The 15,674-nt window shown below is 73.9% G+C and carries 11 protein-coding genes; 5 read left to right on the forward strand and 6 right to left on the reverse strand.

Annotated features, from left to right (window positions below; all coding sequences use genetic code 11):
* The first annotated feature begins 192 nt into the window (after positions 1–192).
* A complete protein-coding gene (locus tag M1O15_RS09915) occupies positions 193–375 on the forward strand; it encodes a tail-anchor membrane protein (RefSeq protein ID WP_248632929.1) in 183 nt (60 codons plus the stop codon).
* A gap of 167 nt (positions 376–542) precedes the next feature.
* Positions 543–785 carry a hypothetical protein gene (locus tag M1O15_RS09920; protein ID WP_248632930.1) on the forward strand — a complete coding sequence of 81 codons (243 nt, stop codon included), beginning with the start codon at positions 543–545 and terminating at the stop codon, positions 783–785.
* Between the two features lie 86 nt (positions 786–871).
* Here M1O15_RS09920 and M1O15_RS09925 read toward each other — a convergent pair whose 3' ends face one another.
* The 3 genes from M1O15_RS09925 to M1O15_RS09935 form a co-directional block, all read right to left on the reverse strand.
* On the reverse strand, positions 872–1,930 hold the full coding sequence (locus tag M1O15_RS09925; RefSeq protein WP_248632931.1) for a hypothetical protein: 1,059 nt from the start codon (positions 1,928–1,930) through the stop codon (positions 872–874).
* Between the two features lie 128 nt (positions 1,931–2,058).
* Complete coding sequence (locus M1O15_RS09930; protein ID WP_248632932.1) at positions 2,059–2,358, reverse strand: hypothetical protein; 300 nt, start codon at positions 2,356–2,358, stop codon at positions 2,059–2,061.
* A 140-nt stretch (positions 2,359–2,498) separates the two neighbouring features.
* Positions 2,499–3,155, reverse strand: a complete 657-nt coding sequence (locus M1O15_RS09935; RefSeq protein ID WP_248632933.1) for a class I SAM-dependent methyltransferase — start codon at positions 3,153–3,155, stop codon at positions 2,499–2,501.
* A 390-nt stretch (positions 3,156–3,545) separates the two neighbouring features.
* Between M1O15_RS09935 and M1O15_RS09940 the strand changes: the two genes are divergently transcribed.
* Positions 3,546–4,409 carry an RNA polymerase sigma factor SigF gene (locus M1O15_RS09940; RefSeq protein WP_248632934.1) on the forward strand — a complete coding sequence of 288 codons (864 nt, stop codon included), beginning with the start codon at positions 3,546–3,548 and terminating at the stop codon, positions 4,407–4,409.
* Between the two features lie 160 nt (positions 4,410–4,569).
* On the opposite strand, the gene M1O15_RS09945 is transcribed toward M1O15_RS09940, so the two are convergent.
* Both M1O15_RS09945 and M1O15_RS09950 read right to left on the reverse strand, forming a co-directional pair.
* Positions 4,570–7,125 carry a SpoIIE family protein phosphatase gene (locus M1O15_RS09945; protein ID WP_372499426.1) on the reverse strand — a complete coding sequence of 852 codons (2,556 nt, stop codon included), beginning with the start codon at positions 7,123–7,125 and terminating at the stop codon, positions 4,570–4,572.
* An 87-nt stretch (positions 7,126–7,212) separates the two neighbouring features.
* Positions 7,213–11,529 carry a HAMP domain-containing protein gene (locus M1O15_RS09950; RefSeq protein WP_248632935.1) on the reverse strand — a complete coding sequence of 1,439 codons (4,317 nt, stop codon included), beginning with the start codon at positions 11,527–11,529 and terminating at the stop codon, positions 7,213–7,215.
* Positions 11,530–11,938: 409 nt separating this feature from the next.
* Here M1O15_RS09950 and M1O15_RS09955 point away from each other — a divergent pair, with 409 nt between their 5' ends.
* A complete protein-coding gene (locus M1O15_RS09955) occupies positions 11,939–12,352 on the forward strand; it encodes a roadblock/LC7 domain-containing protein (protein WP_248632936.1) in 414 nt (137 codons plus the stop codon).
* Positions 12,353–12,383: 31 nt separating this feature from the next.
* Here the strand turns inward: M1O15_RS09955 and M1O15_RS09960 are convergent, their stop codons facing one another.
* On the reverse strand, positions 12,384–13,445 hold the full coding sequence (locus M1O15_RS09960; RefSeq protein WP_248632937.1) for a phosphatidylinositol-specific phospholipase C domain-containing protein: 1,062 nt from the start codon (positions 13,443–13,445) through the stop codon (positions 12,384–12,386).
* A gap of 537 nt (positions 13,446–13,982) precedes the next feature.
* Between M1O15_RS09960 and M1O15_RS09965 the strand changes: the two genes are divergently transcribed.
* Positions 13,983–15,665 carry an ATP-dependent DNA ligase gene (locus M1O15_RS09965; RefSeq protein ID WP_248632938.1) on the forward strand — a complete coding sequence of 561 codons (1,683 nt, stop codon included), beginning with the start codon at positions 13,983–13,985 and terminating at the stop codon, positions 15,663–15,665.
* The last annotated feature ends 9 nt before the right edge of the window (positions 15,666–15,674 follow it).

Here is a 15,674-nt window from a genome sequence, read left to right on the forward strand (position 1 = left end):
CGACAGTACCGCATGGAGTCGCGCGGAAGCTCCCGATCCGGTGTGAGCTGGGACACGTCGATCGCGGCACGGAGGGAGCGGAGGGGAACCGGAGGCACGGGCTGCGCGTTCTCGGAGCAGACAACCGCCGGGCCGCCGGGCCCGGCGGCGCGGGCCAGGCCCTGCCGGCCCGGCCGTGAAGGAGGTTCCGCCATGTCGGTCAGAACGAAGGTCGTCATCGGGGGAGTGGCCGTCGGCCTGCTCCTCTGGCCGCTCATCGGCTTCTGGTTCGCGCTGCTGGTCGTCCTCGGCGTGCCCGTCATCGCCTATCTGGCGCTCGACCCCGGCCAGCGGCGCCGGCTGCGCCGGGTGAACCGGAGGGAGCTGGGCCGCTGACGGCGCCGGGCCGCTGACCGCGCCGGGCCGTTTCGGCGGTACCGACCGTGCGCCGGCCGACCGGGCGCGCCGACGGCCGGCCCGTACGTCTGAGTCCGACCACCCCGGGGTACCCGCCGCTGCGAAACGATCAGCGGGCGACCGCCACCGGACTGAAGGGGACGGACATGGACGACAAGCGGCTCGAAGGAGCCGGCGAGACCAGTGAGGACCCGATCCCGAGGGACATGCCCGACGAGCAGGCGGGCTCCGGGTCGGACCACTGGGACGCCGACCTGGTGGAAGCTTCCGAGGGCTCGGAGGCCTCCGACAGCGACGGCGGCTCCGGCGAGACCGCCAAGCCCTCGGCCGAGGACGCGCCCGCCGGAGACGACGCCACGGAGGGCGCCGCCGACGAGCCGAGCGGCTGACCCCACCCCGGTACGCCCTGCCCCGCCGTCCGCGGCCGGGCGGGGCGTACCGCCGTGTCAGGCGTCAAGTGTCAGGCGTCGGGCCGTCAGGCGGGGCGGACCGCCATCTGGTCCAGGGCGGCCAGCAGCCCGGGCAGGTTCGGTCCCCGGCCCACCGGGAGCACCTCCCCGGGCATGTCGTCCAGCAGGACGAAGGCGATGTCGTCCGTCCGGGCCACCAGCGACCAGCCCGGGCCGTCCGCCCGGAGCGTACGGGCCCCGCCGGGGGCGAACGCCGAGCGCACCCGCCCGGGCGGCGGCGGCTCCACCAGATACCCCCGCAGGTCGTCCAGGACCCGCCGCAACCGTGCGTGCCCGTCCGGGGCTTCGCTGCCCGAGGGCGGTACGGGGGGATGGGCGCTGGTTGCCCCGGCCGTTTCCCGGGCGGGCGCCGCTGTTTCCCGTGCGGCGGGCACCTCCTGCGCGGGGGTCGTTTCCCGTACGGGAGCACCTGCCCTCTCCCGGGAGGGCGCCGTCGTTTCCCGTACGGGCACTCCGGCCGTTTCCCGGGCGGCGGCCGTTTCCTCCGCGACGGCTGTCCCCGGTACGGGGGTGCCGGCCGTTTCCCGGGCGGTTTCCCTCGGCGTCTCCCCGTCGCCCCCGGCGTCGTCCGCGTCGAACTGCTCACGCCAGACGGCCCACTGGAGGGCCACCGCGTCGGCGCCCAGCCGGCGCTGCGCCGGGCCCCAGGCACCGGTGTCCGGCGGGGCGAGCGGAGCGGGGTCGTCCGGCCCGGCCGGCGGATCATGGGGCTCCGGCACTCCGGGCGCGGTCACCGTCAGCTCCAGCGGCCAGCCCGGCAGCGCGGCCACCACCGTGTGCTCGTCGGGGGAGAGGTCGTATTCCATCCCACAGTCCCAGGTGGCGATGGCGACGGCCACCAGGGACACGTCGTCCACCACCACGGTCCACCGCGCCCCGTCCCCGTCCTGGCCGAACACCAGCCCGTAGCCGACCGGATGCGGGCCCAGACCCAGGGCCGCGCAGGCCTCCGGGTAGTCGTCACCCAGCACCGCCGGGAACTGCGCCGGCGTCAGCAGCGCGGCGGTGAGGATGAACAGGGTGTCATCCGCCTCGGCCGCCTCCACCTGCTCCATCTCGGCCATGGCGCCCTCCGCGTTCCGCTCGGCCCGTGGTTCGTCGGCGCACCTTAACCAGCGGGTAACCTCCGCGTCGAGAGCCGGGCGGCCTCCGATCGGCTCCGATGGGCGGCGGGGCCCGACCCTGGACGCCGTCAGGCCGAGGGCAGGCCGAGCAGTTCCCGGGCCACCGACCGCGGGGACCGGCCGCGCTCACGCGCCAGCGCGAGCACCGCGCGGCAGGCCAGCTCGCGGACCCCGAAGGCCAGCGCCTCGGGGGAGACCCACTCCTCGGCCTCGGCCGCCGCCACCGGATCGTTCTCCGCTCCGGCCGCCACACTGGCGGCGGCCGCCTCGAAGAGGTTGTACGGCCGCGGGGCCGCCGGGCGGGACGGGCGTCCGCCGCCACGGCTGGGCGTCCGGGGCCCGAGGAAACCGCGGAGCTGGTGCCACATGGGGCCTCCTCTCGGCCGGGCGCCGCCGAACGGGCCTGGCCGCGTCGGGTCTGCCGCTCCCTCCACCGTAGGCCGCGCGCCGACCGGGCAGAAGGGCGCCGGTGCGCTCCCGGCCACCAGGGGGCGCCGACCGGTCTCCGTCACCCCGGCGGCGGGGGAGGGCCCTCCGACCGTACGGCGACGGCGAGGAAACGGGCGTCCTCGTCCGCGTACGAGCGCAGCCGCCAGCCGGAAGCCGCCAGCAGCGGGCGCAGGTGGGGCTCGGCCCGCAGGTCGTCGCCGGTGAGCGGGCGGCCCTGCCGGGCGGCCAGCGCGGCCCGGCCGACCGGATGGAACAGCGCGAGCAGGCCCCCGGGCCGTACCACCCGGGCCAACTCCCGCAGGTCCTCCACCGGACGTGCCAGATGCGAGATCAGCCCGGCACCGAAGACGGCGTCCAGCACCCCGTCCCGCAGCGGCAGCCGGGCCACGTCGGCGAGCAGCAGCCGCGCCTCGGTGTCCCGCCCGGCGCGGACGGCCGCCGCCAGCATGTCCGGCGTCAGATCCGCACCGAGCACGGTGCCCGCCGGGCTGACCGCCGCCCGCAGCGGGGCCAGCGCCCGCCCGGTGCCGCAGCCCGCGTCGAGCACCGCGTCCCCCGCCCGCAGGCCCAGTTCCGCGACGGCCGCCGCGAACGCGGGCCCGTCGTCGGGGAAGCGGCTGTCCCAGCGCGCGGCCCGGGCCGCGAAGAACTCCCGCACCCGGTCCCGCTCGCGCCCCCGTGGGCCGTCGCCCGGCGGGCGGTGGTCGTCACTCATACCGCCATGCTGCCGCACCGTTCCGGCCCTCCACCCCCCCGGACCGGCCGACGCCCTGTCACCCGCCCGGACCAGCATGGCCCGACGGCCGCCGGGCAGACGGACCCCCGCCGGGCGGTGATCCTCCAGGCACCGCCCGGTGGGAGAGGGAAAGGGAACGCACGGCCGCGGTAGGGCCCCGAGTCGACCGCGGCCGTCGTGCCCGGCCCCGCACCACCCGCGAATCCTCCCCGGCCAGCCCGGCGGACGGGCCGGTCACCGGGCCGGTTGCCCCGCGCGGGGCAACCGGCCGGAAATCGCCGTGCATGAAGCGGCGATGCCGGGGTAACCGCGCCTCATCGGCTTCCACGGGGGACAGTGGAGCCGTACCGGCAAGGGAGGGATGAAGCAATGACGACGGCGGCGACGGCCTTGCGGCACACGACGGCGATCACCGACAGCGGCATCGCCGACCTGCCTCAGGTGGCCGATCCCAAGCGGATCGCCCCGAGGGACGCCCGCGCCCTGTCGAAGCTGTTCTTCGAACAGCTGGCGGTGCTCGAAGAGGGCACCCACGCATACCAGTACGCGCGCAACACCCTGATCGAGATGAACATGTCCCTCGTCCGCTACGCGGCCGGCCGCTTCCGCAGCCGCGGCGACGAGATGGAGGACATCGTCCAGGTCGGCATGATCGGCCTGATCAAGGCGATCGACCGGTTCGAGCTCACCCGCGAGGTGGAGTTCACCAGCTTCGCCGTCCCCTACATCGTGGGCGAGATCAAGCGCTTCTTCCGCGACACCTCCTGGGCCGTGCACGTCCCCCGCCGCCTCCAGGAGGCCCGGGTCGAACTCGCCCGCGCCACCGAGGAGCTGCGCACCCGGCTCGGCCGCACCCCCACCGTCGCCGAGCTCTCCGCGCTGATGAGCCTGTCCGAGGACGAGGTCATCGAGGCCCGGCTCGCCTCCAACGGCTACAACTCCACCTCCCTCGACGCGGCCGTCGGCAACGACTCCGACGAGGGCGAGGCCGCCCTCGCCGACTTCATCGGCGCCGAGGACCCGGCGATGGAACTGGTCGAGGACTTCCACGCCCTCGCCCCGCTCATCGCCGAACTGGGCGAGCGCGACCGGCGCATCGTGCACATGCGGTTCGTCGAGGAGCTGACCCAGGCGCAGATCGGCGAGCGCCTCGGCTGCTCCCAGATGCACGTCTCCCGGCTGCTGTCCCGCACCCTGAAGCGGCTCCGCGAGGGCATGCTCACCACCGGGTGACAACGCCTGGTGACCGGCACCGGGTGACCGGCGCTCCACCACCGGCGGCCTGAGAGCCGCCCCGACCGGCACTCATCCCCCCCACCGGGTCCGGCCCCCGCCCGCACGAGCGAGGGCCGGACCCGGCCGCCGTCTCCCGGGGCTCGGGCGCCCGGCCCCGCTACTCGACCTGGATGCCGACCACACAGGTGTCGTCGTCGGTGTCCGCCGCACTGTGCGTCAGCAGCCGGTCCAGCCGCTGCTCCAGCGACGGCGCCGACTGCCGGGCGGTGCCCATCAGCAGCTCCAGCGACTCCTGGAGCGAGGCGTCCTTCCGCTCCACCAGCCCGTCGGTGTACATCAGCAGCGTGTCCCCCGGATCCAGCCGGACCACGCCCTCCTCGTACTCCGTGTGCGCCACCGCGCCCAGCAGCATCCCCTGGATCACCGGCAGCGTGGTGGTCTCCTCACCGGTCACCAGCACCGGCGGCAGATGGCCGGCCCGGGCCCAGCGCAGCACCCGGGTGCCCGGATCGAACAGCCCGCACACCGCGGTCGCCGTCACCTGGTCCGTCAGATGGTGCGCCACGATGTTCAACCAGGTCAGCAGCTGCGCCGGTCCCGCACCGGTGACCGCGAGCCCGCGCAGCGCGTTCCGCAGCACGATCATGCTGGTGGCCGCCTTGATGCCGTGTCCGGCCACATCGCCGACGCACACCAGCACCTGCTTCGACGGCAGCACGAACGCGTCGTACCAGTCGCCGCCCACCAGATGCTCGGTCTCGGCCGGCCGGTAGCGCACCCCCACCCGCAGCCCCGGCGCGTCCAGCGGCCCGCGCGCCGGCGGCATGATGGCGTGCTGGAGCTGGAGCGCCAGCCGGTTGCGCTCCGCCGACTCCTGCTCGGTGTGTGCCAACTGGTCCCGGGTCGCCGCCAGCGCCACCTCCGTCCAGTGCTGCGCCGAGATGTCCTGGTAGGCGCCGCGGATCATCAGCAGCCGGGCGTCCGCGTCCAGCACCGGCTCGGCGATCACCCGCACATGCCGGGTCACCCCGTCCGGCCGCTGCAGGCGGAACGCCGTCGACGCCGGACGCCGATGGCGCAGCAGCGCCCGCAGGAACCGGCCGATGGCCACCGCGTCATCCGGATGCGCGTACGCCGGCAGCTGCTCCAACGGGATCGGCGGCGCCGTCAGCGGCAGCCCGTGCAGATGGTGCATCTGCTGGTTCCAGGTGATGTCCCCGGTCAGCACGTTCTCCTCGAACCCGCCGATCCGGCCCAGCCGCTGGGCGTGCTGCAGCAGGCTCGCCAGCCGCGCCGCCTCGTCCTCGGTACGCCAGATGAACAGCAGCGCCCCGCCGTACCGGCTCACACTGAGATCGGCCACCGCCTCCAGCGGCACCTGGTCCACCAGCGCCGTCAGCGTCATCCGCTCGGCACGGAACGGCTCACCGGTCGCGTACACCCGGGCGATGGTGTCGAACAGCTCGCTGCGGCCCGCCGACACCGGGTACGCCTCCAGGAACAGCGCCCCGCTCACCGCGGAGCGCGGCCGCCCCGCCGGATCCAGGAACCGCCGGTTGGCGTGGTGGATGCGGAAGTCCGCCAGCCGCCCCTCCGCGTCCAGATGCGGAAGCAGCAGCAGCGCCGGGTCGTACAGGCTGTCCACCACATCGACCAGCTCGGCCACGTCCTGATCCAGCGCGCTCGACGTGCCCGAGGGCCCCGCCGTGTACCGCGGCCGGTTCTCCAGGGTGTGCGCGCACAGCTCCGCCAGCGCCTCCACCTGCCGCTGGATCGCCGGCGGCTGCGGATCGAGCCGGTGCGGCCAGCAGATCTCCAGCACCCCCACGATCCGGCCGCCGGTCCCGGCCGGCACCGCCGCCCGCCCGCCGCGCGAGCTCTCGTCCCGGCCGCCGATCGACGGCAGCGAACCGGCGCTCAGCGTCTCGAACCACACCGTGCGCCGCTCGGTCATCGCCGCCTGCGCCACCGTCGCCACCCCCGGCGGGACATACCGCCACCGGCGGGCCTCCTCCACCGGGAAACCGGCGTGCCCGGCCAGCGTGAACGAGGCGTCGTGCCCGGCCGCCCAGATGGCCACCCCGGTCGCGCCCAGCGGCGCCAGCGCGTGCTCCAGCAGCGACTCGGCCGCCGCCTGGGTGTCGTCCGCCGCCAGCGTGCCGCTCTCCGCGGTCCGCAGCCGCACCCCGACCGACACCTCGCCGCGCGCCGGCTCCGGCCGGTCCTCCGCGGCGGCCAGCGACAGGAACGAACCCGCCGCCTCCGACAGCCGGTCCGCCGCCGTCCGGTTGAGGATGTCCGCGGCCAGCTCCAGCGCCGGCACCCCCGCCTGCTCGGCCAGCGCCGTCAGCTGCCGGGCCGCCTCACCCGGGCCGCACTGCAACCGCTCCACCAGGATGCCCTTGGCCAGCTCGATCAGCGCCCGGCCGTCGGCGGCGGCGTGCGCGCTCGCCACCTCCCGCCGCAGCCGCTCCACGGTGGCCGCCAGTCGGCCCACCGAGGACACCGTCCCGGCCGCCTCCCCACCGGCCACCGGCAGCGCCGGCTCCGCCCCGGGCACGAGGGCGGCCGCCTCCCCGCCCACCGGCTCGGCGGCCTCCCGCGGCTCGGGCACCTCGACCGGCCGGGCGGCGCTCTCCCCGGCCGCGGACCGCACCGGGTCCGGCGGCCCGTCGTCCGGGACGGAAGCCCCAAAGGGCTGGGGGCTGTTCACCGTGACTGCTCCTCGACGGTCGTGCGCGGGCGAGCTCGAAGGGGCGGGCGGCGGGCGGCCGTCGGGAGGTACGGCCGCCCGGCGCACCTAGGGGGCCGCCACCCAGCGGCGGACACAGGCGATCAGATCGTCCGCGTCCAACGGCTTGGTGACATAGTCGCTGGCCCCCGCCGCCAGGCACTTCTCCCGGTCACCCGGCATCGCCTTGGCGGTCACCGCGATGATCGGCAGAGCGCTGTGCTCCGGCATCCGGCGGATCTCCGCCGTCGCCGTGTAGCCGTCCATCTCCGGCATCATCACGTCCATCAGGATCAGATCCACATCCGGGTGCTCGTCCAGCGCCTCGATGCCCTGCCGGCCGTTCTCCGCGTGCAGCACCCGGATCCCGTGCAGCTCCAGGATGCCGCTCAGCGCGTACAGGTTGCGCGCGTCATCGTCCACCACCAGGACCGTACGGCCCGCCAGTGCCGCGTCCGCGTCCTGCGGCGGCCCGGCCGGCGCCTCCTCCGAGCGGATCAGCGGCAGCACGTCACCCGGCTCCTCCGCCGACAGGTGCAGCGTGATCCGCTCCCGCAGCTCGTCCAGGCTGGACAGCAGCTCCAACGGCCGCATCCGGGACCGCATCTGCAGCTCCCGCTCGTAGCCGATGCCCATCCGGCGGCTGTTGTGCGCCAGCACCGGCACGTTCTGCGCCCCCGCGTCCCCGTCCATCGCGTCCAGGAAACGCAGCGTCTCCGCCTCCGACATGTCCAGGTCCAGCACCACGCAGTGGCAGGCCTCCGCCGCCAGCGCGGTCGCCGCCTCCTGCGCCCCCAGCGCCCCGATCACATCCACCACCACGGCGCCGTCCGCGAACAGCCCGCCGGGACTGTCCGCCACCTCCGCCACCGCCTTCTCCGCCACCAGCGACATCAGACCCCGCGGCCGGTCCTCGATCACCAGCAGCCGCCGCCGGTGCGGCACCGTCGGCTCCGGCACCAACGGCACCGCCGCCGACACCGGCCGCGCCGCGATCTCCCGGCGCACCCCGCCGCCACCGACCGACACCAGCGGAGCCGAGGCCGCCACCGACTCGAAATCGGTCCGCCGCACCGGCAGGAACAGCGTGAACGTACTGCCCAGACCCGGAGTGGACTCCGCGATCACCTCACCGCCCAGCAGATACGCGATCTCCCGGCTGATCGACAGCCCCAGACCCGTCCCCCCGTACCGGCGGCTCGTCGTGCCGTCCGCCTGCTGGAACGCGCCGAAGATCACCTCAAGCTGCTGCTCCGGGATACCGATGCCGGAATCCTTCACCCGGAACGCCACCGACGGGCCCACCCCGCGCATCGACGCCGGCAGCTCCGCGTCGGCGGCCGGCTCGATCCGCAGCTCCACACTGCCCCGCTCGGTGAACTTCACCGCGTTCGACAGCAGATTGCGCAGCACCTGCTGCAACCGGGCGTCGTCGGTCAGCAGATCCGTCGGCGCGCCCGGCGCCGTGGTGATCGAGAAGTCCAGGCTCTTCTGCGTGGTCAACGGCCGGAACGTGGCCTCCACGTACTCCAGCAGACCCCGGACCGACACCCGCTCCGGATTGATGTCCATCTTGCCCGCCTCGACCTTCGACAGATCGAGGATGTCGTTGATCAACTGGAGCAGGTCCGAACCCGCCGAGTGGATGATCCCCGCGTACTCCACCTGCTTCGGCGTGAGGTTGCGGGTCGGGTTCTGCGCCAGCAACTGCGCCAGGATCAGCAGGCTGTTCAGCGGAGTACGCAGCTCATGGCTCATGTTCGCCAGGAACTCCGACTTGTACTTCGACGCCAGCGACAGCTGCTGCGCCCGCGCCTCCAGCTCGCCCCGGGCCTGCTCGATCTCCAGGTTCTTCGCCTCGATGTCGCTGTTCTGCGCCGCCAGCAGCGCCGCCTTCTCCTCCAGCTCCGCGTTGGACTTCTGCAGCTCCTCCTGCTGTACGTACAGCTCCTCCGAGCGCGCCTGGAGCTCCGCGGTCAGCCGCTGCGACTCCACCAGCAGCTCGTCGGTACGGGAGTTGGCCATGATGGTGGAGACATTGACGCCGACCGAGTCCATCAGCCGCTCCAGGAAGTCCCGGTGCACCGGCGGGAACGGCCGGAACGAGGCCAGCTCGATCACCCCGAGGACCTGCTCCTCCACCAGGATCGGCAGCACCAGCAGACTGGACGGCGCGGCCTGCCCCAGACCGGACGACAGGGTGACGTACCCGTCCGGCACACCGTCCACCGCGATCATCCGCCGGCTGCGGGCCGCCTGCCCCACCATCGACTCGCCCAGCCGGAACCGCACCTCCGCCGGGGAGCCGGCCGGCCGCCCGTAGGAGCCGACCAGCCGCAGCTCCACCATCCCGTCGCCGTCCCCGGCCAGGTAGAACGCCCCGTACTGGGCGTTCACCAGCGGGGTCAGCTCGTCCATGATGGTCTCCGCCACCACCGCCAGGTCCCGGTGGCCCTGCATCAGCGCCGAGATCCGGGCCAGGTTGGTCTTCAGCCAATCCTGCTCCTGGTTGGCCCGGGTCGTCTCGCGCAGCGACCCCACCATCGCGTTGATGTTGTCCTTCAGCTCGGACACCTCACCGGAGGCGTCCACCGTGATCGAGCGGGTCAGATCGCCCTCGGCGACCGCGCTGGTCACCTCGGCGATGGCCCGCACCTGCCGGGTCAGGTTCCCGGCCAGCTCGTTGACGTTCTCGGTGAGCCGCTTCCACATGCCCGAGACGCCCTCGACCTCGGCCTGCCCGCCCAGCCGGCCCTCACTGCCCACCTCGCGGGCCACCCGGGTGACCTCGGCGGCGAACGCGGAGAGCTGGTCGACCATCGTGTTGATGGTGGTCTTCAGCTCCAGGATCTCCCCGCGGGCGTCCACGTCGATCTTCTTCGACAGGTCGCCGTTGGCCACCGCGGTCGTCACCAGCGCGATGTTGCGCACCTGGTTGGTCAGGTTGTTCGCCATCGAGTTGACGTTGTCGGTGAGGTCCTTCCAGGTGCCCGCCACGTTCGGCACATGCGCCTGACCGCCCAGCCGCCCCTCGGTACCCACCTCGCGGGCCACCCGCGTCACCTCGTCGGCGAACGCGGAGAGGGTGTCCACCATGGTGTTGATCACCTCGGCCAGCGCGGCCACCTCACCGCGCGCCTCGATGGTGATCTTCTGCGACAGGTCACCGCGCGCCACCGCGGTCGCCACCTGGGCGATGGAGCGCACCTGACCCGTCAGGTTGGACGCCATCACATTGACGTTGTCCGTCAGGTCCTTCCAGGTACCGGAGACCCCGCGCACCACGGCCTGACCGCCCAGGTTGCCCTCGGTGCCCACCTCGCGGGCGACGCGCGTCACCTCGTCCGCGAAGGCCGACAGCTGGTCGACCATCGTGTTGATGGTGTTCTTCAACTCCAGGATCTCGCCCCGGGCCTGCACGGTGATCTTCTGCGACAGATCGCCCCCGGCCACCGCGGTGGCCACCTGGGCGATGGAGCGCACCTGGTTGGTGAGGTTGCCCGCCATCGAGTTCACCGAGTCGGTCAGATCCCGCCAGGTGCCCGAGACCCCGCGCACGTCCGCCTGCCCGCCGAGCACCCCCTCCGTACCCACCTCGCGGGCCATCCGGGTCACCTCGTCCGCGAACGCCGAGAGCTGGTCGACCATCGTGTTGACGGTGTTCTTCAGCTCCAGGATCTCCCCGCGCGCGTCCACGGTGATCTTCTGCGACAGGTCGCCCTTGGCCACCGCCGTAGTCACCTGGGCGATGTTGCGGACCTGGTTGGTGAGGTTGCCCGCCATGAAGTTCACCGAGTCGGTCAGCTCACGCCACACCCCGCCGACCCCCGGCACCTCCGCCTGCCCGCCGAGCCGCCCCTCACTGCCCACCTCGCGGGCCATTCGGGTCACCTCGTCGGCGAACGCCGAGAGCTGGTCGACCATCGTGTTGACGGTGTTCTTCAGCTCCAGGATCTCGCCCCGGGCGTCCACGTCGATCTTCTGCGACAGGTCGCCCTTGGCCACCGCCGTCGCCACCTGGGCGATGTCACGCACCTGGGTGGTCAGATTGCCGGCCATGGCGTTCACCGAGTCGGTCAGGTCCGCCCAGGTGCCCGACACCCCCGGCACCTCCGCCTGCCCGCCGAGCGTCCCCTCCGTACCCACCTCGCGGGCCACCCGGGTCACCTCGGAGGTGAACAGCGACAACTGGTCCACCATGCCGTTGAAGACGGTGGCGATCTCACCCATCAGCCCGTCGCCCTCGCCGGGCAGCCGGGTACCGAAATCGCCGTCACGCACCGCGGTCAGACCGGCCAGCAGCTGACGCAGCTCCGGCTCGCTCACCCGGCCGCCCGTGCGTACCGCCGTGCCGGCCACCGGGCGCGAGTCGGTGGTGTCAGTCATCGTCAACCTCACTGGAGTCCGGGGAACCACAAGGCCGGCGCGGGCGGCCGGGCGAGGAAACCGCGACGGCCCCGCGGACGGGGCCTTGGCAGCTTCTTCACCCGTCACTCACTTGGGCGGCAAATCTGCAAAAGGCTAGCTCAGGTAGACCAAGGTCGACAAAGACCGGGACCACACCGTGACCGGCGGCGACACCCCTTGGGCCCCCGCCCTCCCCGGCGCGGGAAACCCGCCCCGCCCAAGCGCCCCGCGCCAACCGTGCGAACCCCCTGAGCGCTTCACGCCGGGCGGCGCCCCACCCGCCCCGCGACCGGCCCGCCGACACTGGCCAGGAGGCGTTCTTGCCCTGCTCACATCCGTACGGAAGTCTTACCGGAAGGGGAATGGACCGCTACGGGGAGGACCGGACATGGCTCTCGACAAGGGACTCGACTGGCTGCTGGACGACCTGATCAAGCGTGTCGAGCAGATACGCCACGCCCTGGTGCTCTCCAGCGACGGCCTCGTCACCGGCGCGAGCACGGACCTGGCCAGGGCGGACGCCGAGCACCTGGCGGCCGTCTCCTCCGGACTGCACAGCCTGGCCCGCGGCGCCGGACGGCACTTCCAGGCCGGGCGGGCGCGCCAGACGATGGTGGAGTTCGACGACGCCATGCTCTTCGTCACCGCCGCCGGCGAGGGCAGCTGCCTCTGCGTGCTCAGCGACGCCGACGCCGACGTGGGACAGGTCGCCTACGAGATGACCCTGCTGGTCAACCGGGTCGGCGAGCACCTGGCCGTGGGCACCCGCCGCCCCGCCGACCTCGCCGCCACCGAACACTGACCCGCGGCCGGGCCGGCCCCTCTTGCCGGCGTTACCGGCCGGCGCCGCCCCGCGGCACGACCGACGACAGCACCGACGTCAGCGAACGCCAGTCGGAGGACACCACGCTGGCGTGCCGCGCCGCCAGCAGCGCCACCCGCTCACGCGCCTGCGCCTCGGTGGGGCTGACGCCGTCGATCGCCGGCGCCACCTTGTGCGCCTCGGTCATCACCACCAGATAGCCGTTACGGGCGTACCAGGCCGTGTCCACCGAGCCGCCGCCCGCGTAGAACGACGCGTCACCGTCGAAGACGACGAACCAGGGCCGCAGCCCGGCGTCGGCGTACCGGGTACGCGGATCACCCGCGGCCGCGCCCAGCACCGCCGGGAAGGCCGCGGCCTCCCGCAGCCGCCCGGCCGCCGCGAGGGCCCGCAGATGCTGGGCGTACTCCCGGTCCGTCCACAGGGTGTCCAGCGGGTTGTCCTTCTCCACCGTCCCCGGGATGATCTCCACCACGAACTTCCCCGCCATCGCGTCACGCGCCGGCCACCCGCCCGCCCTTACCGCGGCGTCCAGGTCCGGATGTCCCCCCACCAGATCCGCCGGACGGAACAACGCGTCACCCAACCGGGCGGTCAGCAGCGCGTCCAGAGCCGCCGGCCCCCGCCCCGCCTTCCCCTGGAACCCGTCCTTCAGCTCGATCTTCAGGACCACCGGACGATGCCCCGGGTTGGCGTCGTGCCAGGCCCGGACCGACGCCAGGCACCCGCCGAGGTCCTGGTCCCGGGGCCCCGTCCGCAGCCCGTCCGCGTTCGCCGCGTTCACGCAGTTGTTGTCGTTCCCCAGCGGATTGGAGTGCGACACCCGCCACGACCGCCCGAACGCGTTCGTCCACACATCCAGCTCCAGCATGGCCGCCCCGGAGTCCAGCGCGTCCGCGAAGTACGGATAGGCCGACTTCTCGTACGCGTTGTGCACCCCCACCCCGGTCGTGGCCGAGTACGCCGCCTCCGCCCCGGCCCTCGCGACCCCCGCCCCCGCACCCGGGGCACCGCCCAGTATCAGCGCCGCCGCCAGCGCGGCCGTGGTCGCGGTACGCGACACCATCCCCATCGGACCCCTGCCCTTCCGTCACCCTGCCTCGAATGCGAACCGCTGGGCAGACTAGGCCAGTTGGATGACGCCCGGGAGAGCTCCCGCTGACCACGCCCCCAACTCACCCCCCGCCCCGCCACCCACCCGGCACGCCCCCTCCACCCGCGCCCACTGACCCCGGGTTGGCGACATCTCGCCAACCGGGCACTTCGGCACCCCTTCGACTCGTTGCCCATAAGAAGGAAGTGGAAGGGGCGCACAGCGGGCGGCGGCACCAAGGCGAGCCGGGGGGAGCAAGGCGAGCTAGTAGGCGGAACCAGGCGAGCAAGGCGGAGCAAGACGAGCCAGGCCGAATCAGGCGAGCCAAGCGGACCAGGTGAGCCAGGCGGACCAGGCGAGCCAGGCGGAGCGAGGCGGAAGGGGGATGGCCCGGCAGCCGCGCGGTTCCGCGCTTCGGAGCGTTCCGGGCTCGGGGCGTTCCGGGTCCCGGGGCATTCCGGGCCTCGGGTGGCGTACCCAGGTGCGGGAGGGCCGGGGGCCGGGCACGATGGCGGCATGCTGCTGGCCCGTCTCGCGGAGGTCTCCGACCAGGTCGCCGCCACCTCCGCCCGCTCCCGCAAGACCGCCGTCCTGGCGGAACTGTTCTCGGCCGCCTCCCCCGAGGAGGCGCCGCTCGTCATCGCCTACCTGTCGGGGCGGCTGCCCCAGGGCCGGATCGGCATCGGCTGGAGCACGCTCAAGGAGCGGGTCCCGCCCGCCGAGGAGGCCGGGCTGACCGTGACCGGCACCGACGCGGCGCTCACCGAGCTGGCCGCGGTGGCCGGGCCAGGCTCGCAGGCCGAGCGGCAGCGGCTGGTCCACGCGCTGATGGCGGCGGCGACCGCGCCCGAACAGCAGCTGCTGCTGCGGCTGCTGACCGGCGAGATCCGGCAGGGCGCCCTGGACGCGGTCGCCCTGGAGGCGGTCGCCAAGGCCGCCGGGGCCGCCCCGGCGGATGTGCGGCGGGCGGTGATGCTGGAGGGTTCGCTGCCCCGGGTGGCCCGGGCGCTGCTGGCCGAAGGGCCGGACGTGCTGGAGCGGTTCACCCTGCGGGTGGGCAGCCCCGTGCAGCCGATGCTCGCCCACACGGCGAAGAGCGTGGCGGAGGCGGTCGCCGCCGTCGGGCCGTGCGCCGTGGAGGAGAAGCTCGACGGGGTGCGCGTACAGGTGCACCGCTCCGGCGACGAGGTGCGGGTCTACACCCGCTCGCTGGACGACATCACGGACCGGCTGCCGGAGGTCACCGCCGCGGCGCGCGGGCTGGCGGGCGACCTGTTCGTGCTGGACGGGGAGGTGATCGCGCTGGACGCGGACGGCCGCCCCCGGCCCTTCCAGGACATCGCCTCCCGGGTCGGCTCCCGGACCGACGTGGCCACCGCCGCGGCCGCGCTGCCGGTCTCGCCGGTCTTCTTCGACGTGCTGGCCGCCGACGGGGCCGAATTGCTCGATCTGCCCGGGCACGAGCGGCACGCCGCGCTGACCCGGCTGGTGCCCGAACCCATGCGGGTGCGCCGCACCGTGGTGGAGGACCCCGCCGACTCCGCCGCGCTCGGCGCGGCCGAGGCGTTCTCCGCCGACACCCTGGCGCGCGGCCATGAAGGGGTGATGGTCAAGGCGCTGGACGCGCCCTACAGCGCCGGGCGCCGCGGCCGCTCCTGGCTCAAGGTCAAGCCGGTGCACACCCTGGACCTGGTCGTGCTGGCGGCCGAGTGGGGCCACGGCCGCCGCACCGGGCTGCTGTCCAACCTGCACCTCGGCGCCCGGGCGGCGGAGGGCAAGGCGCCCGCTGCCGAGGACCCGGCCGACGCCGTCGGGCCGGTGGGGGTGGGCGCCGCCGCGGCTCGGGTCCCCGGCGTCGAGGGGCCGGTGGGGGCGGGCGGCGCCGGGCGGGCGGATTCCGGCGGGGGCGGCTTCGTGATGCTGGGCAAGACGTTCAAGGGGCTCACCGACGCCATGCTGCGCTGGCAGACCGAGCGGCTGCGGGAGCTCGCCGTCGAGGACGACGGGTTCACCGTGCGGGTCCGGCCGGAGCTCGTGGTCGAGATCGCCTACGACGGCCTCCAGCGCTCACCGCGCTACCCGGCCGGAGTCGCTCTCCGCTTCGCCCGGGTGCTGCGCCACCGCACCGACAAGACCGCGGCCGAGGCGGACACCATCGACCAGGTGCTGCGCCTCGGCCCGGCTCCCCGGGAGGAATGACGGTTCCGG

This window comes from Streptomyces lichenis, assembly GCF_023218175.1.
Taxonomy (GTDB): Bacteria; Actinomycetota; Actinomycetes; order Streptomycetales; family Streptomycetaceae; genus Streptomyces; species Streptomyces lichenis.

Excerpts from the sequence above, each read along its gene's own strand:
- M1O15_RS09965 (WP_248632938.1), top strand. The coding sequence starts at position 13,983 with ATGCTGCTGGCCCGTCTCGCGGAGGTCTCCGACCAGGTCGCCGCCACC.
- M1O15_RS09955 (WP_248632936.1), top strand. The coding sequence starts at position 11,939 with ATGGCTCTCGACAAGGGACTCGACTGGCTGCTGGACGACCTGATCAAG.
- M1O15_RS09930 (WP_248632932.1), bottom strand. The coding sequence starts at position 2,358 with ATGTGGCACCAGCTCCGCGGTTTCCTCGGGCCCCGGACGCCCAGCCGT.
- M1O15_RS09960 (WP_248632937.1), bottom strand. The coding sequence starts at position 13,445 with ATGGGGATGGTGTCGCGTACCGCGACCACGGCCGCGCTGGCGGCGGCG.
- M1O15_RS09920 (WP_248632930.1), top strand. The coding sequence starts at position 543 with ATGGACGACAAGCGGCTCGAAGGAGCCGGCGAGACCAGTGAGGACCCG.
- M1O15_RS09940 (WP_248632934.1), top strand. The coding sequence starts at position 3,546 with ATGACGACGGCGGCGACGGCCTTGCGGCACACGACGGCGATCACCGAC.
- M1O15_RS09935 (WP_248632933.1), bottom strand. The coding sequence starts at position 3,155 with ATGAGTGACGACCACCGCCCGCCGGGCGACGGCCCACGGGGGCGCGAG.
- M1O15_RS09915 (WP_248632929.1), top strand. The coding sequence starts at position 193 with ATGTCGGTCAGAACGAAGGTCGTCATCGGGGGAGTGGCCGTCGGCCTG.
- M1O15_RS09950 (WP_248632935.1), bottom strand. The coding sequence starts at position 11,529 with ATGACTGACACCACCGACTCGCGCCCGGTGGCCGGCACGGCGGTACGC.
- M1O15_RS09925 (WP_248632931.1), bottom strand. The coding sequence starts at position 1,930 with ATGGCCGAGATGGAGCAGGTGGAGGCGGCCGAGGCGGATGACACCCTG.